This window comes from Streptomyces sp. NPDC086554, from assembly GCF_040686095.1.
Classification (GTDB): Bacteria; Actinomycetota; Actinomycetes; order Streptomycetales; family Streptomycetaceae; genus Streptomyces.
The window spans coordinates 92,083-114,286 of record NZ_JBFBJK010000022.1 but is presented as its reverse complement, the minus strand read 5'-3'; the positions used below and the strand labels follow the sequence as shown (position 1 = coordinate 114,286).

Sequence of the window (22,204 nt, the reverse complement as noted above, 5' to 3'; positions counted from 1 at the left end):
CGAAAGGGTGCGCGCGTGAATGGTCCCCTGATCGTCCAGTCGGACAAGACTCTGCTGCTCGAGGTCGACCACGAGCTGGCCGACGCCTGCCGCCGTGCCATCGCGCCCTTCGCGGAGCTGGAGCGTGCTCCCGAGCACATCCACACCTACCGCGTCACGCCGCTCGGCCTGTGGAACGCCCGTGCGGCGGGGCATGACGCGGAGCAGGTCGTGGACGCCCTTGTGGAGTTCTCCCGCTACCCCGTGCCGCACGCGCTGCTCGTGGACGTCGCGGAGACGATGGCCCGCTACGGCCGGCTCACGCTGTCCAAGCACCCGACGCACGGGCTCGTCCTGACCACCACCGACCGGCCCGTACTCGAGGAGATCTTGCGCTCGAAGAAGGTCCAGCCGCTCGTCGGTGAGCGGGTCGACGCGGACACCGTCGTCGTGCATCCCTCCGAGCGTGGGCAGATCAAGCAGACGCTGCTCAAGCTGGGCTGGCCCGCCGAGGATCTTGCCGGGTACGTCGACGGGGAGGCGCACCGGATCGACCTCGCGGAGGACGGCTGGGCGCTGCGGCCGTATCAGAAGCAGGCCGTTGAGGGGTTCTGGCACGGCGGGAGTGGCGTTGTCGTGCTGCCTTGTGGGGCCGGGAAGACGCTCGTCGGGGCCGGTGCCATGGCCGAGGCCAAGGCGACGACGCTGATCCTCGTGACCAACACCGTCTCCGCCCGGCAGTGGAAGCACGAGCTGGTGAAGCGGACCTCGCTGACCGAGGACGAGATCGGTGAGTACAGCGGGACGAAGAAAGAGATCCGGCCGGTCACCATCGCGACCTATCAGGTGCTGACCACCAAGCGGAAGGGCATCTATCCGCACCTGGAGCTCTTCGACTCCCGTGACTGGGGGCTCATCGTCTACGACGAGGTGCATCTGCTGCCCGCGCCCGTCTTCAAGTTCACCGCCGATCTGCAGGCGCGGCGTCGTCTTGGGCTGACGGCCACGCTGGTGCGGGAGGACGGGCGGGAGTCCGATGTCTTCTCCTTGATCGGGCCCAAGCGGTTCGATGCTCCTTGGAAGGAGATCGAGGCTCAGGGGTACATCGCGCCCGCCGACTGCGTGGAAGTGCGGGTCAATCTGACGGACTCGGAGCGGCTTGCGTACGCGACCGCCGAGGCGGAGGAGAAGTACCGGTTCTGCGCTACGACCGCCACGAAGCGGAAGGTGACGGAAGCGCTGGTCAGGAAGCACGCCGGTGAGCAGACTCTCGTCATCGGGCAGTACATCGACCAGCTCGACGAGCTGGGCGAGCATCTGGACGCGCCCGTCATCAAGGGCGAAACGACGAACGCGCAGCGCGAGAAGCTGTTCGGCGCCTTCAGGGAAGGCGAGATCTCCGTGCTCGTCGTGTCCAAGGTCGCGAACTTCTCCATCGACCTGCCCGAGGCTACGGTCGCGATTCAGGTGTCCGGGACGTTCGGCTCCCGGCAGGAGGAGGCACAGCGGCTCGGCCGTGTGCTGCGCCCGAAGGCCGACGGTCACGAGGCGCGCTTCTACTCCGTCGTGGCGCGGGACACCATCGATCAGGACTTCGCGGCACATCGGCAGCGGTTCCTTGCCGAGCAGGGGTACGCGTACCGGATCGTCGATGCGGATGAGCTGCTGACCGAGGGCTGAGGCCGACGCCGGTCGCCGTCAGGCTCAGGAGCCCGCGAGCATCGCCACCGGGATCGTCACGACCGACGTGAGGGCGAACGCCGTCCGCAGCCACGCCGCGCGCGAGTCACGCGGCGTGAGCCAGCCCGCCGCCAGGCAGCCGGTGCCGCCGAGCAGCGCGAGTACGTAGCGGGCCACCAGGTCCTGGTGCTCCGGCGACGACGCGTCACCGAGCTCCGCGTCGAGCGAGACCACGTACCCGCCGAGCACGAGGAGCAGCACCACGACGGGGGTCGCGAGAGTAGGCCCGAGGATGCGGCTCGGGCGGGGGACGGGGTGCGCGACGGCATAGGCGGCGTTACGGGCGGCCCACGCCTCCCGCGGCTCCGTCTCGGTTCGCGGCTCGGTCTCGGTTCGCGGCTCGGTGTCCATGGGGCGAGTCAACCTCCGCGCGCGGCGCGGGCACCTCCGTCCCCGTACTCAGACACGTACTCAACATCGGCAGCAACGCCACGCCGAGCAGCACGTACGGCGACGCCAACGGCTGCTGCCAGTACGGGAGTTGCAGGTCCAGGTCGCCCTGGTGCGGGATCAGCCACAGGGTGCGGGCCGTGAAGAGGGTCGCCACCGCCGCGGTCAGGCGGGGGCGGCCCTCCGCCATGAGCAGGGCCATGAGCGGTACGCACCACACCCAGTGATGGGACCAGCTGATCGGGGAGATCAGCAGGGCGGTGGCCGCCGTCAGGAGGATGCCGCGGGGTTCGGTCTTGGCGCGGCGGGCCAGCCAGAGGCCGAGCGCGGCGGTGAGGGCTGCGGGGGCCAGCCATGCGACGCCTGGGGTGGGGTCGTGCAGTGCTCTGGCGATCAGGCCCTGGAGCGACTGGTTGTCGACGATCCACGCCTTGCCCACGCGGCTCGTCTCGAAGAGGCGGTGCGTCCAGAAGTCGGCGCTGGCGGCGGGGAGTACGAGGGCGCCGAGAGCGACGGTGCCGGTGAAGGCCACCAGTGCGGTGCAGCCCTCGCGTACGCGTCCTCTCAGGAAGAGGTACGCGATGAAGATCGCGGGGGTGAGTTTGATGCCGGCCGCGACGCCGAGCGCGAAACCCTTGCCAGTGGCGCCTGGCGGGCGGGTGAGGTCCCAGAGGATCAGGCAGGCGAGGGCCAGATTGATCTGCCCGAACAGGATCGTCTGGAAGACGGGCTCCAGCCAGAGCGCTGCCGCTGTGGCCGCGAGGAGGAGCGCGGGGCGGGTGCGGGTGTCTGTCAGGCGGGCGGAGAGGTGGATCAGGAGGGCGAGGAGGGTGATGTTGCCGAGGATGAAGGTGAGCTTGAGGGCGGGGAGGGAGAGCCAGGTGGTGGGTACGAAGAGGATGGCGGCGAAGGGTGGATAGGTGGCGGGCAGCTCCCACTCGGTAACGGTGAACCCGTAGAGGTCCGTCCCGTTGGCCACGGCGGCCCCCTCGGCCCGGTAGACGAGGGCGTCGGCCATGGGGATGCGTTGCGCCAGGCAGAGGGCGGCGATGGCCAGGAGCGAGGCACCGAGCAGGCCGCCCGCGGCCAGGTTCGCACCCTGGCGTGACCGTATCGTCACTGTCGGTTCCGTCACGGCGGTGACCTTAGCGGGTACGGGGCGGAGGACCGCGCCGCAGGCTGTGCCCCTGTGCGGCTCCGCCGCGGGTAGCGCCCCGAAGGGGCGAATGCGCGAACTGCCCGCTACGGGGTGATCGGGCGGGTGGGTGGGAAAGGCCTGTTCAGCGCTCCGAGGCTGCGGGGCGCCCCCAGAAGCCGCCCCCGAGAGGAAATTCGTTGGCCCTGCCACGCAGGCCCACATAAGATGCCCCGTCTGCCCGCGGGATGCGAACCCCGCCGTCGACCGGACGGAAACCGGTCGGCCCCTGTCGCACACGCCACCCGCACCGCCGGAGATGCACCCATGCCCGCAGAGTCCGACCCCCTGGCCCGCGAACGGGCCCACCTCGCCGCCTCCCGAGGAGCGCTCCGCGCCATGCGTGAGGACGCCGAGGCCCTCGACATCCGTGACGTCACCGCGAACTGGGTGAACGCCGCCGTCCTGCAGAGCCAGATCGACGAGCGGATCAAGTCCCTCGCCGATCTCTCGCACACGCCTCTCTTCTTCGGACGGCTCGACTATCTGCACGCCCCCGGCGCCGAGCAGGCGGAAGGCGCCGAGGGCGAGCAGTTCTACATCGGGCGGCGGCATGTGCACGACGCCGAGGGCGACCCCATGGTCATCGACTGGCGGGCACCCGTCTCGCAGCCGTTCTACCGGGCCTCGAAGAAGACGCCGATGGACATCGGGCTGCGGCGCCGCTTCGGCTACACCGGCGGCGAGCTCACTGCGTACGAGGACGAGCACCTCAGCGACCAGGAAGAGGCCGAGCAGACCAGCAAGCTCCTCCAGCAGGAGATCGAGCGGCCCCGCGTGGGGCCGATGCGGGACATCGTCGCCACCATCCAGCCCGAGCAGGACGAGATCGTCCGCAGTGGTCTCGGCGGAAGCGTGTGCGTCCAGGGTGGGCCCGGGACCGGGAAGACCGCCGTCGGCCTGCACCGCGTCGCCTATCTGTTGTACGCCCACCGTGAGCGGCTCGCCCGGACCGGCACCCTCGTCATCGGGCCGAACGCCTCCTTCCTGCACTACATCGAGCAAGTGCTGCCCGCCCTCGGCGAGTTGGAGGTCAAGCAGGCCACCGTCGACGACCTCGTCGCGCATGTGGAGGTGCGGGGCACGGATGATCCCATCGCCGCTGTCGTCAAGGGCGACGCCCGCATGGCCGAGGTACTGCGCAAGGCCGTGCGCTCGCACGTGACCATGCCCACCGAGCCCCTCGTCGTCGTGCGCGGGTCCCGGCGGTGGCGCGTGCCCGCCCATGAACTCGAGGAGATCGTGGGGGAGTTGCTCGAACGCGATATTCGGTACGGGGCCGCCCGTGACGCCCTTCCCCAGCGCATCGCCCACGCCGTACTCGTCCGCATGGAGCAGGCCGGCGAAGCCCCCGACGACCGCGTACAGGACGCCGTCGCCCGTAACCCCGCCGTGAAGGCCGCGGTGAAGGCCGTCTGGCCGCCCGTCGATCCCGCGAAGCTTGTGCTGCGGCTGCTCTCCGACGCCGACTTCCTCGCCGAGCACGCCGAGGGGATCCTGACGGAAGAGGAGCAGAAGGCCGTTCTGTGGGCCAAGCCCGCCCGTAGCGTCAAGAGCGCCAAGTGGTCCGCCGCCGATGCCGTGTTGATCGACGAGGCGAGCGATCTCGTCTCCCGTACTCATTCGCTCGGGCACGTGGTGCTCGACGAGGCGCAGGACCTCTCGCCCATGCAGTACCGCGCCGTGGGGCGACGCTGCACCACCGGTTCCGCCACCGTCCTCGGCGACCTCGCGCAGGGCACCACGCCCTGGGCGACCCGGAGTTGGGCCGAGGCCCTCGCTCACCTGGGCAAGGGTGACGCCGTGGTGGAGGAGCTGACGGCCGGTTTCCGCGTGCCGCGCGATGTCATCGCGTACGCGTCCCGGCTGCTGCCCGACATCGCGCCCGGACTCGCGGCGGTCGACTCGGTGCGGGAGTCGCCGGGATCGCTCGCCGTGCGGCACGTCGAGGACGTCTCGGCGCTCGACGCCGCCTGCCTGGAGGCATGCGCCGATTCGCTGCGGCACGAGGGGTCCATCGGTCTTATCGCCGCGGACGCCCGCATCCCCGCGCTCGCCGACGCCCTGACGGCGGCCGGGATCTCATACCTCTCCCCCGGCCAGGAGACCACGGCCGACGCCCGGCTCACGCTCGTACCCGCGTCGCTGGCCAAGGGTCTTGAGTACGACTATGTGGTGCTCGACGAGCCCGCCGCCGTGGTGGACGGGGAGCCGGACGAACGGACCGGTCTGCGCCGGCTGTACGTGGCGCTGACCCGTGCGGTGTCCGGCCTGATCGTGGTGCACGCGGCGGAGCTGCCTGCGCAGCTCGCTTAGGGCACTTCGCTGGAAGTCCGGGCGCGGGTACGTCGTGGCTCGTCGCGCAGTTCCCCGCGCCCCTTCGGGGCGCTGCCCCGAATCACGAGGCAGCCTCCTTGGACGGCAAGTGCGTCACGACCAGCGCGATGCCCGTAATCGTCACGATGCGCGTGGCCGCGTCCAGGCCGTTCCAGTCCTCCGACTGCCACATGGCGAACCACTCGCCGCCGATCCCGATGAAGCCCACTCCGAACAGCAGGAGGAGCATCAACAGGCCGATGGTGCCCGCGCGTTGGGCGCGGCGCAGGCCCTCGGGGCGGCGCAGGCCCCTGGCCCACAGGACCGTCGCCGTGCCGAGGACGAGCGCGGCCAGCGTCTCCCAGGCGATGATCGCCACGTACGCCGTGTCCTGCAGCGCGGTGGACTCCACCGCGCGCCACATCAGGTCGTCGTCCTTGAACGTGCTGTCCATCGCCAGGACATGGCGGACGAACTGCTGGTTGGAGTCGAAGTCGGTGATGTTCCCGAACGCGACGAGCGCGATATAGAGCGCGAGCGTCCCGGTGAACAGCAACGCGACGACGGGCAGTGTCCCGGCCCTGAGTATTCGTTCCGCGGGACGCGTTTTCTCAGCTGGTCTCGACATGAAGTCCCCTCCGTTTCGATCCCAGTTGTATCGGCCCCGCAGGGAATCGATCAATCGTCGACCGCGGCCCTCCACTGGGCGACGGCCGCCGCGGAGACCGGTGCCGACCAGCCGTCCGGACGCGACGCCCCGCCGATGTGGAAGGCGTCGACGCCCGCCGCCCGCAGCCGCGGAAGGTGGTCGAGGCGGAGGCCGCCGCCGACCAGGATCTGCTGTTCGTAGCCGGGCTCCCCGGACCGTGCCGCCTCGGTGAGGAGCGTGGTCAGACCCTCGTCGACGCCTGCCGCCGAACCCGCAGTGAGGTAGGTGTCGAGGCCCGGCAGGTCCGCGAGCTGCTTGCGCAGGGCGTCGCGGTCGGCGGCCCGGTCGATGGCCCGGTGGAACGTCCAGCGGCAGCCGTCCAGGGCGCCGACCACCGTCTCGACCGCGGCCAGGTCGGGGCCGCCCGCCTCGTCGAGGAACCCGAGGACGAACTCGTCGGCGCCCGCTTCCCTGAGCCCGCGGGCACGGCGTACGAGAGCATCGACGTCACCTGCGGCGAATCCGTCCGCGAGGCGCAGCATCACGCGCAGGGAGATGTCCACGGCTGCGCGGATCTCGGCAAAGGTCTCGCGGGACGGGGTCAGGCCGTCCGCGGCCATGTCGGTGACCAGCTCAAGGCGGTCGGCGCCTCCGGCCTGGGCGGCGACGGCGTCCTCGGCATCGAGGGCGATCACCTCCAGGACTGCACGCTTGCTCATGGATGTCTTCCTTCGGGTCCGGGGCCGCGGGCGCGGGCAACAGGCAAACAGGTCTAGTCCAATTACCCAGCCTACGCGCAGATCACCCCGGCGCGCCCCAAGCGCACCGGGGTGATCGTGGAGACCGTTCAGCTCAGCGGCTTGAATCCCCTCAGGCGCAGGCTGTTGCCGACCACGAAGACCGAGGAGAAGGCCATCGCGGCGCCCGCGATCATCGGGTTCAGGAGGCCGGATGCCGCCAGGGGCAGCGCGCCCACGTTGTAGGCGAAGGCCCAGAAGAGGTTCGACTTGATCGTGCCGAGGGTGCGGCGCGAGAGGCGGATGGCGTCGGCCGCGGCGCGCAGGTCACCTCGTACGAGGGTCAGGTCGCCCGCCTCGATCGCGGCGTCCGTGCCCGTGCCCATCGCAAGGCCCAGGTCGGCCTGGGCGAGCGCGGCCGCGTCGTTCACGCCGTCGCCGACCATCGCGACGCTGCGGCCCTCCGCCTGGAGGCGCTTGACCACGTCGACCTTGTCCTGCGGCATGACCTCGGCGATCACGTCATCGGGGGCGATGCCGACCTCGGCGGCCACCGATGCCGCGACGGCCTTGTTGTCGCCGGTCAGAAGGATCGGGGTGAGGCCGAGCGCGCGCAGGCGCTTGATCGCCTCGGGGCTCGACTCCTTGACCGCGTCCGCGACCTCGAGGACCGCACGCGCCTCGCCGTCCCAGGCGACGGCGATGGCCGTACGTCCTGCCGCCTCGGCCTCCGCCTTGGCGCGCTCAAGGTCGACGGGCAACTGCATCGCCCACTCGGCGAGCAGCTGGGCACGGCCGACCAGGACCGCGTGGCCCTCGACGATGCCCTGGACGCCGAGTCCCGCGACGTTCGCGAAGTCCTCAGGGGTGGGCAGCGTGCCCACCTGAGCTGCCGCACCGGTGGCGACGGCCTGTGCGATGGGGTGCTCGGAGGAGTGCTCCAGCGCGCCTGCCAGGCGCAGCACTTCGGCCTCGGTGGTGCTGTCCGCCGCGTGCGTGGCGAGCAGGGTCATCTTGCCGGTGGTGACGGTGCCGGTCTTGTCCAGGACGATCGTGTCGACCTTGCGGGTGGTCTCAAGGACCTCCGGGCCCTTGATCAGGATGCCGAGCTGGGCGCCGCGCCCGGTGCCGACCATGAGGGCGGTCGGCGTGGCGAGCCCAAGGGCGCAGGGGCAGGCGATGATCAGTACGGCGACCGCCGCGGTGAAGGCGGCGGTCAGGCCGGAGCCATTGCCGAGCCAGAAGCCGAGGGTGCCGATGGCCAAGGCGATGACGACCGGCACGAAGACCGCGGAGATCTTGTCGGCGAGGCGCTGGGCTGCGGCCTTGCCGTTCTGCGCGTCCTCGACGAGCTTGGCCATCCGGGCGAGCTGGGTGTCGGCGCCGACGCGGGTGGCCTCGACGACCAGGCGGCCGCCGACGTTCAGGGTGGCGCCGGTGACGGCGTCCCCGGAGGCGACCTCCACCGGCACGGACTCGCCGGTGAGCATGGAGGCGTCCACGGCCGACGCGCCCTCGACGACCTTGCCGTCGGTGGCGATCTTCTCGCCGGGCCGCACGAGGAACCGGTCGCCGACCTTCAAGTCACTGACGGGGATGGTCTCTTCACGCCCGCCGTCACGGATGACGGTGACGTCCTTGGCGCCCAGCTGGAGCAGCGCCTTGAGCGCGGCCCCGGCCTTCCGCTTCGACCGGGCCTCGAAGTAGCGCCCGGCGAGGATGAAGGCGGTGACGCCGGCGGCGGCTTCGAGGTAGATGTTCCCGGCGCCGTCGCTCCTCGCGATGGTCAGCTCGAAGGGGTGCGTCATGCCGGGCGTGCCCGCCGTACCGAAGAAGAGCGCCCACAGCGACCAGAGGAAGGCCGCCGACGTACCGACCGAGATGAGGGTGTCCATGGTGGCCGCGCCGTGCCGCGCGTTGGTGAAGGCGGCCTTGTGGAAGGGCCAGGCCGCGTACGTCACGACCGGCGCCGCCAGGGTCAGGGAGAGCCACTGCCAGTACTCGAACTGCAGGGCAGGGACCATCGCCATCGCGATGACGGGCAGGGAGAGCAGGACGGCGGCGGTCAACCGCTGGCGCAGGGGCCGCAGTTCCTCGTCGGCGGCCGCCTCTTCGTCGGTCGGTGTGTCCGCGCCGGTGTCGGCGTTCGCCATCACCGGGGCGGGCTCCTTGGCGGTGTAGCCGGTGGCTTCGACGGTCGCGATCAGGTCCTGTACGGCGATGTCCTGGCCGTTGTAGCTGACCTTGGCCTTCTCGGTGGCGTAGTTGACGGTCGCCTCGACGCCGTCCATGCGGTTGAGCTTCTTCTCGATCCGGGCGGCGCACGAGGCGCAGGTCATGCCACCGATGGCGAGTTCGACCTCTGCGGTGGAGGCCACCTCGGTGGTGCCGTGAGTGGTGGACATGGCTGCGGGCTCCTCGCGATCCGGGTACCCGGGGTGGGTACCGCTGACGAGATCTATGTATACCCCTGGGGGGTACCGAAAGCAAGAGGGGATCCGGGGTTGACTTGATACCCCTAGGGGGTATCTTCGAGGCATCGACCGGCCGACCCGCTCACCTCACCCATAGGGAGTCGCCATGAACACCGGACTGAAGATCACCGCCTTCGCCGCCGCCGTCGCCGCGACGTTCGGCACCGCGTACGGCGTGGGGAAGGGCGTCGACCCCGTGACCTCGCAGAAGAAGCCCGCGAGTGAGCACGGGGGCCATGGCGGAGAGGAGGAGGCCGCCGGCGCCGGTGCCGGCGAGAAGCAGGGCGGGGGCCACGCGGCCACCGTCCCCGGCGGCCTCCAGATCTCCGAGCGCGGCTACACGCTTGGCCTGAAGACCACCCGCATCGACGCCGAGAAGCGCGAGCAGCTGCGGTTCACGATCGTCAGGGACGGCACCGGCAAGGACGGCACGGGCAAGAACGTCACGGGCAAGAACGTCACGGCGTACCAGAAGGAACACGACAAGGAGCTGCACCTCATCGTCGCCTCACGCGACCTGACGACCTACCGCCATCTGCACCCGACCCGCGCGACGGACGGCACCTGGTCGACGCCGGTCGAGCTCCCCGAAGCGGGCGGCTACCGCATCTTCGCCGACTTCAAGCCCGCGGGCGTAAAGGAGGGCCTGACGCTGGGGGCGGATCTGGCGGTGGCGGGCAAGTACGACCCCGCGGGTCTGCCGGCCCACAACGCGAAGGCCTCGGTGGACGGCTACGAGGTCAGCCTCAAGGGCGAGTTGAAACCGGGGAAGTCGGCGGGCCTGACCCTGAGCGTGTCGAAGAACGGCAAGCCGGTGACTGATCTCCAGCCGTACCTCGGTGCGTACGGGCATCTGGTCGCCCTGCGTTCCGGGGACCTGGCGTACCTGCACGTCCACCCGACCGGTGAGCCGGGCGACGGCAGGACCGAGCCGGGGCCCGGAGTCTCCTTCCAGGCGACCGCGCCCAGTGCGGGGGCCTATCGGCTGTTCCTGGACTTCAAGCATGAGGGGGAGGTGCGGACGGCGGCGTTCACCGTCCACGCGGGGGGCTCCGCCGGTGGAGCGGATGCCGGGGCCGAGTCGGGGGACTCGGGGCACGCGCACTGAGCGTCGCCGTGCGGGGGCGTGTGTCGCTGCGGGTCTGTTGTGGCTGGTCGCTCCCCCAAGTTCTCGGCTTCGCTCGAACAGGGGGGACCCCCTTCGCGGCGGAGCCGCACATGTCAGAGCCCCGCGCCCCTTCGGGGCCCGAAAGCCCCGGCCTTCCCCGGCCGGGGCTTTCGCATGTCCTGCTGCCCTCAGTCGAAGATCGGCAACTCCGTCTCCTTCGCGCCCGCCAGCTCATAGCGCGTCCCCGTCAGCGGGCGGCCCGTGTACAGCCTGATCAGGGTGGGGGCGTCGCCGATGTAGCGGGCTGGCGGGCGCTTGCCGTCGGGGACTCCCAGGACCAGCGGCTCGTCCCAGCCGTCGACGTCCGCGTGCAGCGGCAGCGCAGACGTCCTCCTGCTGTGCTCCGCGAGCAGCGGCAGCGCGTCCGCGAGGCCGTCGCCGCCGTACGCGCCGGGCAGGCCCCAGGCCTCGCGCACGTCCCCCGCGTGCACCCACTCCCCCAGTGACACGCCGTCGAGGCGCCCCTTGGCCTTGACCATGATCTCGCCCGCCTCGGTCATCCCGCGCTCCAGCTCGTCCACGATGCGGGAGTTGGACCAGTCGGCGCGCTCGGCGATGTCGCGCTCGTTGCTCTCGGGGCTGTACACGCCCTCCTCGAAGCGGGTCTCGACGACACGCATCAGCGCGGAGCCGCAGTGCGCGAGCATGTGCCGCACGGTCCAGCCGGGACAGCAGGTCCTGATCTCGTACGTGGAGTCGTCGGCGCCCCTCAACAGCGGGATCAGTACGTCGCGTTCGGTGCGCAGGAGGCGTCCGGGGCGCTCGGGGTCGTAGGTCTCGTCACGGTTCGGAGTGGTGGTCATGTCTGCCAGCCAAGCTTGTACGGCGCCGCGCGGCAATGACATGGCAACGGACGGGGCCGGAGTTTCCAGCCCGTCCGGCGGAAACATCCAGCCCGTCCGGCGATTGAGGACGAGTACGGCGGAGCCGACGACAGACGGTCACCCCACTAAGCGTTCACCTTCTCCTTCGCGGCAACCGACTCTCCCCGCATCACCAGGAGCGTGACGGCGCCCCCAATCGCGGCAACGGCCGCCGCGCCGGTGAACGCCGCACTGAACCCGTCCGTCAAAGCAGGCAGATTGCCCAGCTCCCCCGCCCCCTGCGACGTCGCAAGCGCGGTCAGCGCCGCGAGGCCAAGCGCGGAGCCCACCTGGTACGTGGTGTTGACGATGCCGGAGGCCAAGCCCGCCTGCTCCTGCGGGGCGCCGGACATCGCGGCCATCATCGCCGGGATGTACGCGAGGGACATACCGAGCGCCGCCACCAGCGAGGCCGGAAGCACGTCGATCACGAACGAGCCGGTCGGGCCGACCTGCGCCAGCCACACCAGGCCGAGCGCGAGCACCAACAGGCCCGTGCCGATCAGCGACTTGGCCCCGAAGCGGCCGAGCAGCCGCGCCGTGATGGCCGTCATGAAGACCATCAGGAGCCCCGTCATCGGCAACAGCGCGGCGCCGGACGCGAACGCCCCGTACCCCATCACCTGCTGGAGGTAGAGGTTGAGGAAGTACCACATCGGGATCCACGCCGCGCCGAGCAGCGTCATCGCCAGGTTGGCGGAACCGAGCCGCGGGATGCGCCACACCTTGAGCGGCATCAGCGGTTCGCGCACCGACTTCTGGATGAGGAGGAAGAGGCCCAACAGGGCGCCGGCCCCGGCCAGTTGGAGGACAGTCGAGGACGATCCCCAGCCCGCCTCAGGCGCCCGTACGACCGCGAAGACGGCGAGTGCGAGACCGGCCGTGACGGAGACCGCGCCGAGGATGTCGACCGAGCCGCGCTTGCCCTCGACCGCGGGCAGCAGGCGCGTCGCCGCGAGGGTCGCGACGCCGATCGGTACGTAGATGACGAACACCCAGGGCCAGCTCAGCCACTCCGTGAAGACTCCGCCGAGGAAGACTCCGGCGGTGCCGCCCGCGGGGGCCGCCGCTCCATAGAGGGCCATTGCCTTGCCGAGCTCCTTCGGGTCGTGGCCGAAGAGCATCATCAGGAGGGTCATCGCGGCGGGCGCGATCAGCGCGCCGCCGACGCCCTGCACTGCGCGCCCGACGACCTCGACGGTCGCGGTCTGCGCGGCCGCGGCGATGACGGATCCCGCGATGAGGACCACCCAGCCGGAGGCGAAGACCTTGCGCGCCCCGAGCAGGTCGGAGAGGCGCCCGCCGAGCAGCAGCAGGCCGCCGAAGGCGATGACGTACGCGTTGAAAACCCTTCCCCAAGCTCTCAACTACGTTCGAGCAGGGGAGACCCCATCCAACTCACCCTGCGAGAAGCCCAGGTCCCGCTGCATCTCGGGGAGCGCGACCCCGATGATCGAGGTGTCCATGATCACCATGAACTGGGCGGTGGCGAGCACGAAGAGCGCCCACCAGCGCTTGGGATTGGCGGTTGACATGACGGTCCCCTCCTGAGAGTCCAAAGAGCGCAAAGAGTCGAGCCAATCTCAATACCCCCAAGGGGTATTCAGCGCTGGGAAGTTAACATACCCCCTAGGGGTACTCAAGGGTTAGGGTCGCCCCATGGCCGACGACGAGAACGACGAGCTGCGCGGGCGCTGGCTCACGACGCTGCTGCGGGCGCGGGACACGGACGAGTGCGTCTACGACCCGTACAAGTACGCCGACAACCTGCTCGCCCGCTGGGCCGAGCCGCAGCGGCGGTACCACACCACCGCCCACCTGACGGCGGTCCTCGACCACATCGACGTACTCGAAGAGCACGCGGAGGACCCCGACCTCGTGCGGCTCGCGGCCTGGTTCCACGACGCGGTGTATCTGCCCGAGCGCTCGACCAACGAGGAACGCTCGGCCCGCCTCGCCGAACGCGCCCTGCCCGAGGCCGGGTTGACCGACGCGAAGACCGCCGAGGTGGCCCGCCTCGTACGGCTCACCGTCAGCCACGACCCCGCCGACGGCGACCTCAACGGCGAGACGCTGTGCGACGCCGACCTGGCGATCCTGGCCGCCGCCCCGGACGCGTACGCCGCGTACGCCGCCGCCGTGCGCGAGGAGTACGCCTTCGTCCCCGACGACGCCTTCCGCGAGGGCCGGGCGGCCGTGCTTCGCCAACTCCTCGCCCTGCCAAGGCTGTTCCGTACGCCGCACGGGGCGCGGGAGTGGGAGGCGCGGGCGCGCGCGAACCTCGCGACAGAATTGGAGCTGCTCAGCCCCTGACGCTCCCGTACTCTCGGCGCATGCTTTCCATGGGCGGGGATCAGGTGGACGAGGCCGTGGCGCACGCGGCGCGGGTGCTGCGTACGGCTGCGGGGCTCGACTGGAGCGTCAAGGCCGGTGGCCTGGAGTGGAGTTGCCTGCAGACCGCCGAGCACATCGCGGGCGATCTCGTCGCGTACGCGGGGCAGTTGACGGGCCGCGCGACCGATGCGTACGTCCCGTTCGACATCTCCCTCGACGAGGGCTCGGGCCCCGAGGACGCGATCAGCGTCATCGAGGCGACCGGCGGTCTCTTCTCGGCGGTCGTCCGGACCACGCCGCCGGGGGTACGGGCGTTCCACCCCTACCCCCACGGCAGCGCCGACGCGACGGGCTTCGCGGCGATGGGCGTCGCGGAGGTCCTGCTCCACACGTACGACATCGCGCGGGCGCTCGGCGTCGACGCGAAGCCACGGGCCGGGCTGTGCGAGGCCGTACTCGCCTGGATCTTCCCGCAGGTCACGCCCGCGTCCCGGTCCGAGGAGCAGTGGGCGACGCTGCTCTGGGCCACGGGGCGTGGCACGCTGCCGGGGCGGCCCCGCCTCGACCGGTGGCGCTGGCACAACTCCCTTGAGATCCCCGCCGGACGGATCGCCCTGCGGGAGGTCAGGCCCGCGGCGGCCGCGGATCTCGCCGTGGGCGGTACGGGGGGTCTGAACTGGATCGAGGGCGGGCCGTTCGAGGGGACGCGGACGGCGGCGGAGATGGTGACAAAGGCGTACGGGTCCGGGGTGCACCGGCCCGAGTGGGGCATGTTCGCGCTGGTCCGCACGGAGGACGACGTCGCCGTCGGCGGGATGGGGTTCCACGGGCCGCCGGACGAGGAGGGGACGGTGGAGGTCGGCTACGACCTGGCGGTCGCCGCGAGGGGTTGCGGCTACGCTTCCGAGGCGCTGTCCGCCCTCTCCGCGTGGGCGCTGGACCGTCCCGGGGTGTCCGCTCTCCTTGCCGTGATCGAGCCCGGCAACGCGGCTTCGCAGGGGGTGGTGACGCGGGCGGGATACGTCCGCGTCTCCGACCGGGAGGAGAACCGGGCTTACGTCCGTCGTGCGTGACGGTCCAAACTTTCCCGCCCACCCACCCGATTACCCGGGGTAATGGGTGGGTGGGCGGGAAAGATCCGCCGCGGAGCGGCGGGCCAGTCCGGGACCGGCCCGCACCCGAAACAACACAAGCCCCCCCCACCGGGGAATGTAAGCCGTCACCCCAGCGCTCACCCCCGTCATGCCGACCCCTGCCCCAAAGGCCCCCGCTGCTCGCCGTGGCGACCCTGCGGCTCCCACGGCGCACGACACTCATCACGCTCATCACGGTCTTCGGCATCGGGCAGGTCGCCGGTGCGCTCGCGCCCACAGCGGGCCCGCGCCATGGCCGTGATGATCGGCGGGCTCAGCATCGCGAACGTCCTCGGCGTCCCCGCCGGTGCCTTCCTCGGTGACAACTTCGGCTGGCGTTCGGCCTTCTGGGCGGTCGGCGTCGCCTCCGCCGTCGCGCTCGTCGGCGTACTGACCCTCATCCCGCGCATCCCGCTCCCGGACGAGAAGCCCGAGCTGAAGAGGGAGCTCGCCATCTACCGGGACCGGCAGGTCTGGCTCTCCGTCGTCGTCACCGCGCTCGCCGCGGGCGGCGTCTTCTGCGCGTTCTCGTATCTCTCGCCGCTCCTGACGGACGTCGCCGGGCTCGACGAGGGCTGGGTGCCGACCGTCCTCGGTCTCTTCGGGGCGGGCGCCCTCATCGGCACCTGGATCGGCGGCCGCATCGCCGACGCGCACCTCTTCGGCGTCCTGCTCAGCGGCATCGCGGCGTCCACCCTCTTCCTCATCGCCCTCGCCCTCTTCTCGGGCACGGCGGCCGTCGCGGTCACCCTCTCCTTCCTCCTCGGCGTCTCCGCCTTCTATACCGCCCCGGCCCTCAACGCCCGTATGTTCAACGTCGCCGGCGCCGCGATGACGACGGTGGCGATCGGCGCCGTGGCGGTGTCGCTGCGGCTGCCCCGCAGGACACCGAGCCGCGTGGTCACGGCTTTCTCCGCCGGCAGCACGCAAGCGGGGGCCGACGTCGAAGCCGCCCGCTAGCAGCGCTCACTCCAGAGGCCGCAGGAACCGCCGCTCGTAGCGGCGGATGCACCCCGTCCGGCGCGCAAGCTCGAAGGCCTCCTGGCACTCGGGGTCGCTCGCGCTGTCGGTGCGGTACCGCTCGTACTCGGCGAAGCTCGGGAAGGAGAAGAGGGCGTACGCGATGTCGCTGTCGCCCTCGCTCGGCAGGAAGTAGCCGTGGTGGTCGCCGCCGAAGCGGTTGACCAGGGTGACCCAGCGGCGGCCGTACTCCTCGAAGTCATCGATGCGGTCGGGATCGATCTCGTACTTCAGATGAACGGTGATCATGCGGCCCACCCTAGGCTCGAACCGCCTTACGCCGGTCTGCCCTTGGGCCTGCGCAGCCCCGCCTCCGTGAGCCGCCGCACCAGCTCCTTGGAGCCGATCTCGACCGCGCCCGCGCGCACCGCGTCCCCGTACCGCTCCGACGGCACGTCGTAGTGATCGCGCTCGAAGGCGCGGCGAGGGGCGCCGATGGCCTCCGCGAACGCATGCAGTTCCTCGTACGAGACGTCGCTGACCAGGTGCGACCACATGCGGCCATGGCCCGGCCAGGTCGGCGGGTCGATGTAGAGCGTCACGTCAGGTCCGTCCCCGTCAGGCCGCCCACCGGGGCCACGACGACTCCCGCCTTGCCGCACACCCGGTGCGGGTCGGGGCCCAACTCCGGTTCCACATCCAGCGCGTGCGGGTCGCCGGAGCCGCAGACCGGGCACAGCGGCCAGCGGCCGTAGCGCTCCAGGAGGGAGTCCTGGACGTCCTGGGCGACGAGCCCCGCGACGTACTCGACGCCGTCGGGCCACTGCTCGACCCACCAGCGGCGGTGCGCCACCGCCTCCTCGACCAGCGAGACGACCTCCGCCTCGGCGACCTCGCGGGCGACGAGGTCGGCGATGACGAGTGCGCGCGCGGCGTGCAGCGCCTGCTCCAGGGGGTCGATCGCGTCCATGCAGCCATTGTCCACCCCATGCGCAACCTGCCAGAGGCCCGTCCGAGACCGGGACCAAAGGGGTCTTGACCCTTCCCCGCTCCGAAAATATCTTTCAGGTGTGACCAATGATGTGAAGGAAATTTTCGCGGGCGCCGCGCCCCCCGCCCCGGCCGCCCTCGCGGCCAAGGTGCGGACCCTCGCGCCGTCCATGACCCGCTCCATGCAGCGGGTCGCCGAAGCCGTCGCCGGCGACCCGGCAGGCTGCGCGGCCCTCACGGTCACCGGCCTCGCCGAGCTCACCGGCACCAGCGAGGCGACGGTGGTCCGCACCGCCCGCCTGCTCGGCTACCCCGGCTACCGCGACCTCCGCCTGGCCCTCGCCGGACTCGCCGCCCAGCAGCAGTCGGGCCGCGCGCCCGCCGTCACCGCGGACATCGCCGTCGACGACCCCATCGCGGACGTCGTGGCCAAACTCGCGTACGACGAGCAGCAGACCCTCGCCGACACCGCCGCCGGGCTCGACACCGTGCAGCTCGGCGCCGCCGTCGCCGCGCTCGCCGTCGCGCCCCGCGCCGAGATCTACGGCGTCGCCGCCTCCGGCCTCGTCGCCCAGGACCTCGCGCAGAAGCTGCTGCGCATCGGCCACATCGCCCATGCGCACTCCGACCCGCACCTCGCGGTCACCAACGCCGTCACCCTGCGGGCCAAGGACGTGGCCATCGCGATCACGCACTCCGGGTCGACCGGCGACGTCATCGAACCGCTGCGGGTCGCCTTCGAGCGGGGCGCCACGACCATCGCGATCACAGGCCGTCCCGGCAGCCCGGTATCCCAGTACGCGGATCACATACTGACCACCTCCACCGCGCGCGAGAGCGAGCTGCGGCCCGCCGCGATGTCGTCCCGCACGAGCCAGCTGCTCGTCGTGGACTGCTTGTTCGTGGGCGTCGCCCAGCGGACGTACGAGACGGCGGCGCCCGCGCTCGCCGCCTCCTACGAAGCGCTCGCCCACCGCCACAGCCCTCGCGGCAGCAGCCGCTGAGCCCGCAGAGCCGCTGAGCACGCAGCAGCCGCTGAGCCCGCACACGTACCGGACCCGCCACCCCCGCCCGCGTATGAAAGAGCCGCACGCCATGACTTCCACGACCGACGCCAGCGACGCCACCGACGAGAACTACGGCGAGCTCCGAGCCCAGCTGGACACGCTGACCACCGAGGCGTTCCGGCCCGAGCTCTCCGAGATCGACCAGCTGCCCACGCTGGAGATCGCGAAGATCATGAACGGCGAGGACGCCACCGTGCCCGCGGCCGTCGCCGAGCAGCTCCCGGCGATCGCCGCCGCCATCGACGGCACCGCCGCGCGGATGGCCCGCGGCGGACGGCTGATCTACGCAGGCGCGGGGACGGCCGGGCGCCTCGGCGTGCTCGACGCGTCCGAGTGCCCACCGACCTTCAACACCTCCCCCAGCGAGGTCGTCGGCCTCATCGCGGGCGGCCCGAGCGCCATGGTCACGGCGGTCGAGGGCGCGGAGGACAGCAAGGAGTTCGCCGCCGAGGACCTGGACGGGCTCGGGCTCACGGCGGACGACGTGGTCGTCGGCATCTCCGCGTCGGGCCGCACCCCGTACGCCATCGGCGCGGTCGAGCACGCGCGTTCCCGCTATGGCGCTCTCACCATCGGCCTGTCCTGCAACGCGGACAGCGCGCTCGCGGCGGCCGCCGACCACGGCATCGAGGTCGTCGTGGGCCCCGAACTCCTCACCGGATCCACCCGGTTGAAGGCGGGCACGGCCCAGAAGCTCGTCCTCAACATGCTGTCGACGATCACGATGATCCGCCTCGGCAAGACCTACGGAAACCTGATGGTCGACGTACGCGCGTCGAACGAGAAGCTGCGGGCCCGCTCCCGCCGCATCGTGTCGCTGGCCACCGGCGCGACCGACGAGGAGATCGAGGCCGCACTCGCCGCCACCGACGGGGAGGTGAAGAACGCCATCCTCACCATCCTCGGCGGTGTCGACGGCCCCACGGCGGCCGATCTGCTCGCGTCCTCGGACGGCCACCTGAGGGCAGCCCTGGACTCCGCACGCACCTCCTGACCACCGCACAGCAAGGCACCGCACAGCAAGGCACCGCACCATGGCACCTGAGAACAAGAACCGCGCCACAGCCGCCGCGATCCTCCCCCTCGTCGGCGGTGCCCGGAACGTCACGTCCATCGCCCACTGCATGACGCGCCTGCGCCTGAGCCTCGCCGACCGCTCGCTGGTCGACGACGAGGCCCTGAAGGCACTGCCCGCCGTGATGGGCGTGGTCGAGGACGACACGTACCAGATCGTGCTCGGCCCAGGCACGGTCGCGCGGGTCACGCCGGAGTTCGAGACGCTGGTGGAGGAGGGCAGGTCGCAGGCTCCCGCCCCCGAACACGCCTCCACCGCCGACGAGTTGGCGGCGCAGGGCGCGGCCCTCAAGGAAGCCCGCAAGGCAAAGAACGCAACGCCCTTCAAACTCTTCCTGCGCCACATCGCGAACATCTTCGTCCCCCTGATCCCCGCCCTGATCGGCTGCGGCATCATCGCGGGCATCAACGGCCTCCTGATCAACCTGGAATGGCTCCCCTCCATCACCCCGGCCCTGGCGGCCATCGCCTCAGGCTTCATGGCGCTGATTGCCGTCTTCGTAGGCTTCAACACGGCGAAGGAGTTCGGCGGTACGCCGATCCTGGGCGGCGCGGTGGCGGCGATCATCGTGTTCCCGGGTGTGGCGAACATCGAGGCGTTCGGCCAGAAGCTGTCGCCGGGCCAGGGCGGCGTGCTCGGCGCACTCGGCGCGGCAGTCCTCGCCACGTACATCGAGAAGTGGTGCAGGAATGGGGTCTCCCCTGGTCGAGCGAAGTCGAGAGCTTGGGGAAGGGTCCCGGGGGCCCTGGACGTTCTCGTGACCCCCACGATCACGGTCCTCCTCTCCGGCCTGGTCACGATCTTCGGCCTGATGTTCCTGGCAGGCGAGGTATCCACCGGGATCGGGACCGCGGCCGACTGGCTCCTGGACAACACGGGCGCGTTCGCGGGCCTGGTCCTTGGCGGCCTGTTCCTCCCCCTGGTGATGCTGGGCCTGCACCAGGCCCTGATCCCCATCCACACCACACTCATCGAGCAGCAGGGCTTCACGGTCCTGCTCCCCATCCTGGCGATGGCGGGCGCGGGCCAGGTCGGCTGCGCGATCGCGGTGTACAAGCGCCTGAGGCACAACACCTCAATCCGTACGACGATCAAGTCCGCGCTCCCCGCAGGCTTCCTGGGAGTCGGCGAACCCCTCATCTACGGCGTCTCGCTCCCCCTCGGCCGCCCCTTCATCACGGCGTGCGTGGGCGGCGCGGCGGGCGGCGCGTTCATCGGCTTCTTCTCGATGATCGGCGAGAAGGTCGGCTCCACGGCGATCGGCCCGTCGGGCTGGGCGCTGTTCCCCCTCCTGGACGGCAACAAGGGCCTGGGACCGACGATCGCGATCTACGGCGGCGGCCTGCTGGTCGGCTACGCGGTGGGCTTCTTCACGACGTACTTCTTCGGCTTCAGCAAGCAGATGCTGGTGGAGTTGAACACAGAGACGGTGGCCCCGGAGCAGGTGGTGGCGGGGTCCGCCGGAGCGACTCCCGAACCAACAAAGGAACCGGCCACGGCCTGAGGCAGTTCCGGACGCACGTCGACGCGGGCTGCACCCTTCCGTGGGGTGCCGCCCGCGTCGATGTGTACACACAGCCGCGTACACGCGAGTACGCTGACGTCATGAGCGAGAACGTCACCATCCGTGAAGCCCGCGCCCATCTCGCCGAGGTCGTCGACAAGGCCGAGGCAGGCGAGGTCACCGTGCTGACGCGCAAAGGAAAGCGTGTGGCGGCGCTGGTGCCCATAGAGGTTCTGGACGCGCTCGATGAAGCGGCCGACGAGCTCGCGGCCCGCGAGGCCGAGCGTCACCGCGACGACCCGACGGTAAGCATGGCCGAACTGCTCGCGGACCTCTTCGAGGGCGACGGCAGCCGAGGCGACGCCGCGTGAAATACGCGTTCCGCTTCACTACGCACGCCCAGCGCCAGCTCCGCGCCATCGACCGCCAGCAGGCCCTGCGCATCCTGACGGCTCTCACCTCACTCGGCGACGACCCGCATCGCGACGACGCGGACAGCAAGAAGCTCACGGGACACGACGGCCTGTACCGCCTCCGCGTGGGCAACTACCGGGTGGTTTACGAGATCCGCGACGACGTCCTGGTGATCCTGGTCGTCAACGTAGGCAACCGGCGGCGCGACGTCTACCGCAACCCGTAGCCCAAAGTCGGAGCCCCCGCCTCTCCTGCGCCGCGTGGCCACCGCGATGAACGCCTCCCCGCGGGGAGTTGTCCGCGAACTCCCCCGGAATTGTCCGTGATCGGTAACGGACGCATCCCTTCGCCGCCGATCTCCGTCCTGCCCTGTGGTCAAAGTGACCGGGGAGCGGCGAGGGGCCGGACGCAAAGGGGCGGGACATGGCACGGCACAGTGGCGGGCGGGGCTGGTACGGCAAGCTGATCGGGGCGGCGCTCGGGGTGACGATGCTCGCCACGGGTGCAGGGGTGTGGAGCGCACAGGCCGGTACGGCAGACGACTCCCCGGCGGCGAAGGCACCGAGCAGCGCCGCCAAGCCGGTCTCGGCGACCATCGCGCACGCCTCGGAGGCGGGCAAGCGCGGCGTCAACCTCACCATCGACGACGGCCCCGACCCCAAGTGGACCCCTCAAATGCTCGACCTGCTGCGGGAGTACGACGTGAAGGCCACGTTCTGCATGGTGGGTACGCAGGCGCAGGCGCACCCGGACATCGTGAAGAAGGTGGTCGCGGCCGGGCACCGCCTGTGCGACCACTCGGTGTCGCACGACACCGCCATGGACAAGAAGTCCGAGGCCTACCAGTCGAAGCAGATACTCGACGCCGAACGCATGATCACCAAGGCATCCGGAGGCGTACGCCCGATGTACTACCGGGCGCCCGGCGGCGCGTTCACCCCCGCCAGCCGCAAGCTCGCCGCTTCCCGGGGCATGCGCCCGCTGGGCTGGAACGTGGACAGCAAGGACTTCGAACGTCCCGGCACGGACGCCATCGTCACCACCGTGGAGCGGGAACTCCCCAACGGCCCCACCCTCCTCTTCCACGACGCGGGCGGCGACCGCACCCAGACCGTCGAGGCCCTGCGCACGCTCCTCCCCCGGCTCAAGCAGCAGGGCTACACCTTCGGCTTCCCGGTCCGCTGAGCCCCGACCGACTCCGGCGACGCCATGACCG

At 70.8% G+C, this 22,204-nt stretch carries 20 protein-coding genes and 2 pseudogenes; 12 read left to right on the top strand and 10 right to left on the bottom strand.

Annotated elements, in window-relative coordinates; translation table 11 throughout:
• Positions 1-15: 15 nt before the first annotated feature.
• Positions 16-1,659, top strand: a complete 1,644-nt coding sequence (locus tag AB0O76_RS31850; protein ID WP_365498138.1) for a DNA repair helicase XPB — start codon at positions 16-18, stop codon at positions 1,657-1,659.
• Positions 1,660-1,683: 24 nt separating this feature from the next.
• Here the strand turns inward: AB0O76_RS31850 and AB0O76_RS31845 are convergent, their stop codons facing one another.
• Complete coding sequence (locus tag AB0O76_RS31845; RefSeq protein ID WP_365498135.1) at positions 1,684-2,070, bottom strand: hypothetical protein; 387 nt, start codon at positions 2,068-2,070, stop codon at positions 1,684-1,686.
• Positions 1,997-3,127 (bottom strand): glycosyltransferase 87 family protein, encoded by a 1,131-nt coding sequence (locus AB0O76_RS31840; protein WP_365498323.1) that lies wholly within the window; start codon positions 3,125-3,127, stop codon positions 1,997-1,999. Before AB0O76_RS31840 ends, AB0O76_RS31845 begins: the two co-directional genes overlap by 74 nt.
• Positions 3,128-3,571: 444 nt before the next feature.
• On the opposite strand from AB0O76_RS31840, the gene AB0O76_RS31835 reads away from it, so the two are divergent.
• A complete protein-coding gene (locus tag AB0O76_RS31835; protein WP_365498132.1) occupies positions 3,572-5,620 on the top strand; it encodes an ATP-binding domain-containing protein in 2,049 nt (682 codons plus the stop codon).
• 82 nt (positions 5,621-5,702) lie between these two features.
• Here the strand turns inward: AB0O76_RS31835 and AB0O76_RS31830 are convergent, their stop codons facing one another.
• The 3 genes from AB0O76_RS31830 to AB0O76_RS31820 all read right to left on the bottom strand — a co-directional run bounded on the left by AB0O76_RS31830 (position 5,703) and on the right by AB0O76_RS31820 (position 9,411).
• Positions 5,703-6,248, bottom strand: coding sequence for a DUF2165 domain-containing protein (locus tag AB0O76_RS31830; RefSeq protein ID WP_365498129.1), 546 nt, complete (start codon positions 6,246-6,248; stop codon positions 5,703-5,705).
• Between the two features lie 50 nt (positions 6,249-6,298).
• Complete coding sequence (locus tag AB0O76_RS31825; protein ID WP_365498126.1) at positions 6,299-6,988, bottom strand: copper homeostasis protein CutC; 690 nt, start codon at positions 6,986-6,988, stop codon at positions 6,299-6,301.
• Positions 6,989-7,116: 128 nt separating this feature from the next.
• Entirely contained in the window at positions 7,117-9,411 is a 2,295-nt protein-coding gene (locus AB0O76_RS31820) for a heavy metal translocating P-type ATPase (protein ID WP_365498123.1), read from the bottom strand.
• Between the two features lie 175 nt (positions 9,412-9,586).
• Between AB0O76_RS31820 and AB0O76_RS31815 the strand changes: the two genes are divergently transcribed.
• A complete protein-coding gene (locus tag AB0O76_RS31815; RefSeq protein WP_365498120.1) occupies positions 9,587-10,588 on the top strand; it encodes a hypothetical protein in 1,002 nt (333 codons plus the stop codon).
• A gap of 188 nt (positions 10,589-10,776) precedes the next feature.
• Here AB0O76_RS31815 and AB0O76_RS31810 read toward each other — a convergent pair whose 3' ends face one another.
• Positions 10,777-11,451, bottom strand: coding sequence for a maleylpyruvate isomerase family mycothiol-dependent enzyme (locus AB0O76_RS31810; RefSeq protein ID WP_365498117.1), 675 nt, complete (start codon positions 11,449-11,451; stop codon positions 10,777-10,779).
• A 146-nt stretch (positions 11,452-11,597) separates the two neighbouring features.
• Positions 11,598-13,046: pseudogene (locus tag AB0O76_RS31805) on the bottom strand (MFS transporter).
• Positions 13,047-13,170: 124 nt separating this feature from the next.
• Between AB0O76_RS31805 and AB0O76_RS31800 the strand changes: the two are divergent.
• From AB0O76_RS31800 to AB0O76_RS31790, 3 genes and pseudogenes are all read left to right on the top strand, one after another.
• Positions 13,171-13,824, top strand: a complete 654-nt coding sequence (locus AB0O76_RS31800; RefSeq protein ID WP_365498114.1) for a hypothetical protein — start codon at positions 13,171-13,173, stop codon at positions 13,822-13,824.
• 20 nt (positions 13,825-13,844) lie between these two features.
• Entirely contained in the window at positions 13,845-14,918 is a 1,074-nt protein-coding gene (locus tag AB0O76_RS31795; protein ID WP_365498111.1) for a GNAT family N-acetyltransferase, read from the top strand.
• 194 nt (positions 14,919-15,112) lie between these two features.
• Positions 15,113-15,938: pseudogene (locus tag AB0O76_RS31790) on the top strand (MFS transporter); the annotation flags it as partial.
• 6 nt (positions 15,939-15,944) lie between these two features.
• On the opposite strand, the gene AB0O76_RS31785 reads toward AB0O76_RS31790, so the two are convergent.
• The 3 genes from AB0O76_RS31785 to AB0O76_RS31775 are packed head-to-tail and all read right to left on the bottom strand — an operon-like array spanning position 15,945 to position 16,908.
• Positions 15,945-16,247, bottom strand: coding sequence for an NIPSNAP family protein (locus tag AB0O76_RS31785; RefSeq protein WP_365498108.1), 303 nt, complete (start codon positions 16,245-16,247; stop codon positions 15,945-15,947).
• Positions 16,248-16,273: 26 nt separating this feature from the next.
• Positions 16,274-16,540 carry a DUF4031 domain-containing protein gene (locus tag AB0O76_RS31780; protein WP_365498105.1) on the bottom strand — a complete coding sequence of 89 codons (267 nt, stop codon included), beginning with the start codon at positions 16,538-16,540 and terminating at the stop codon, positions 16,274-16,276.
• Complete coding sequence (locus tag AB0O76_RS31775) at positions 16,537-16,908, bottom strand: hypothetical protein (protein WP_365498102.1); 372 nt, start codon at positions 16,906-16,908, stop codon at positions 16,537-16,539. The genes AB0O76_RS31780 and AB0O76_RS31775 overlap by 4 nt, the downstream gene beginning before the upstream one ends.
• A gap of 100 nt (positions 16,909-17,008) precedes the next feature.
• On the opposite strand from AB0O76_RS31775, the gene AB0O76_RS31770 reads away from it, so the two are divergent.
• The 6 genes from AB0O76_RS31770 to AB0O76_RS31745 all read left to right on the top strand — a co-directional run bounded on the left by AB0O76_RS31770 (position 17,009) and on the right by AB0O76_RS31745 (position 22,173).
• Complete coding sequence (locus tag AB0O76_RS31770; protein WP_365498099.1) at positions 17,009-17,932, top strand: MurR/RpiR family transcriptional regulator; 924 nt, start codon at positions 17,009-17,011, stop codon at positions 17,930-17,932.
• Positions 17,933-18,023: 91 nt separating this feature from the next.
• Positions 18,024-18,989: an N-acetylmuramic acid 6-phosphate etherase gene (murQ, locus tag AB0O76_RS31765; protein ID WP_365498096.1), complete on the top strand. Its 966-nt coding sequence runs from the start codon at positions 18,024-18,026 to the stop codon at positions 18,987-18,989.
• Positions 18,990-19,029: 40 nt separating this feature from the next.
• Positions 19,030-20,574, top strand: a complete 1,545-nt coding sequence (locus AB0O76_RS31760; protein ID WP_365498093.1) for a PTS transporter subunit EIIC — start codon at positions 19,030-19,032, stop codon at positions 20,572-20,574.
• A gap of 101 nt (positions 20,575-20,675) precedes the next feature.
• Complete coding sequence (locus tag AB0O76_RS31755) at positions 20,676-20,945, top strand: type II toxin-antitoxin system Phd/YefM family antitoxin (protein WP_365498090.1); 270 nt, start codon at positions 20,676-20,678, stop codon at positions 20,943-20,945.
• A complete protein-coding gene (locus AB0O76_RS31750) occupies positions 20,942-21,214 on the top strand; it encodes a type II toxin-antitoxin system RelE/ParE family toxin (protein ID WP_365498087.1) in 273 nt (90 codons plus the stop codon). Before AB0O76_RS31755 ends, AB0O76_RS31750 begins: the two co-directional genes overlap by 4 nt.
• 197 nt (positions 21,215-21,411) lie before the next feature.
• Positions 21,412-22,173, top strand: coding sequence for a polysaccharide deacetylase family protein (locus AB0O76_RS31745; protein ID WP_365498084.1), 762 nt, complete (start codon positions 21,412-21,414; stop codon positions 22,171-22,173).
• Positions 22,174-22,204 lie beyond the last annotated feature (31 nt).

Coding starts and splice junctions, on each gene's coding strand:
- AB0O76_RS31845 (WP_365498135.1), bottom strand. CDS start 2,070: ATGGACACCGAGCCGCGAACCGAGACCGAGCCGCGAACCGAGACGGAG.
- AB0O76_RS31840 (WP_365498323.1), bottom strand. CDS start 3,127: ATGGCCGACGCCCTCGTCTACCGGGCCGAGGGGGCCGCCGTGGCCAAC.
- AB0O76_RS31835 (WP_365498132.1), top strand. CDS start 3,572: ATGCCCGCAGAGTCCGACCCCCTGGCCCGCGAACGGGCCCACCTCGCC.
- AB0O76_RS31830 (WP_365498129.1), bottom strand. CDS start 6,248: ATGTCGAGACCAGCTGAGAAAACGCGTCCCGCGGAACGAATACTCAGG.
- AB0O76_RS31825 (WP_365498126.1), bottom strand. CDS start 6,988: ATGAGCAAGCGTGCAGTCCTGGAGGTGATCGCCCTCGATGCCGAGGAC.
- AB0O76_RS31820 (WP_365498123.1), bottom strand. CDS start 9,411: ATGTCCACCACTCACGGCACCACCGAGGTGGCCTCCACCGCAGAGGTC.
- AB0O76_RS31815 (WP_365498120.1), top strand. CDS start 9,587: ATGAACACCGGACTGAAGATCACCGCCTTCGCCGCCGCCGTCGCCGCG.
- AB0O76_RS31810 (WP_365498117.1), bottom strand. CDS start 11,451: ATGACCACCACTCCGAACCGTGACGAGACCTACGACCCCGAGCGCCCC.
- AB0O76_RS31800 (WP_365498114.1), top strand. CDS start 13,171: ATGGCCGACGACGAGAACGACGAGCTGCGCGGGCGCTGGCTCACGACG.
- AB0O76_RS31795 (WP_365498111.1), top strand. CDS start 13,845: ATGCTTTCCATGGGCGGGGATCAGGTGGACGAGGCCGTGGCGCACGCG.
- AB0O76_RS31785 (WP_365498108.1), bottom strand. CDS start 16,247: ATGATCACCGTTCATCTGAAGTACGAGATCGATCCCGACCGCATCGAT.
- AB0O76_RS31775 (WP_365498102.1), bottom strand. CDS start 16,908: ATGGACGCGATCGACCCCCTGGAGCAGGCGCTGCACGCCGCGCGCGCA.
- murQ (WP_365498096.1), top strand. CDS start 18,024: ATGACTTCCACGACCGACGCCAGCGACGCCACCGACGAGAACTACGGC.
- AB0O76_RS31760 (WP_365498093.1), top strand. CDS start 19,030: ATGGCACCTGAGAACAAGAACCGCGCCACAGCCGCCGCGATCCTCCCC.
- AB0O76_RS31755 (WP_365498090.1), top strand. CDS start 20,676: ATGAGCGAGAACGTCACCATCCGTGAAGCCCGCGCCCATCTCGCCGAG.
- AB0O76_RS31745 (WP_365498084.1), top strand. CDS start 21,412: ATGGCACGGCACAGTGGCGGGCGGGGCTGGTACGGCAAGCTGATCGGG.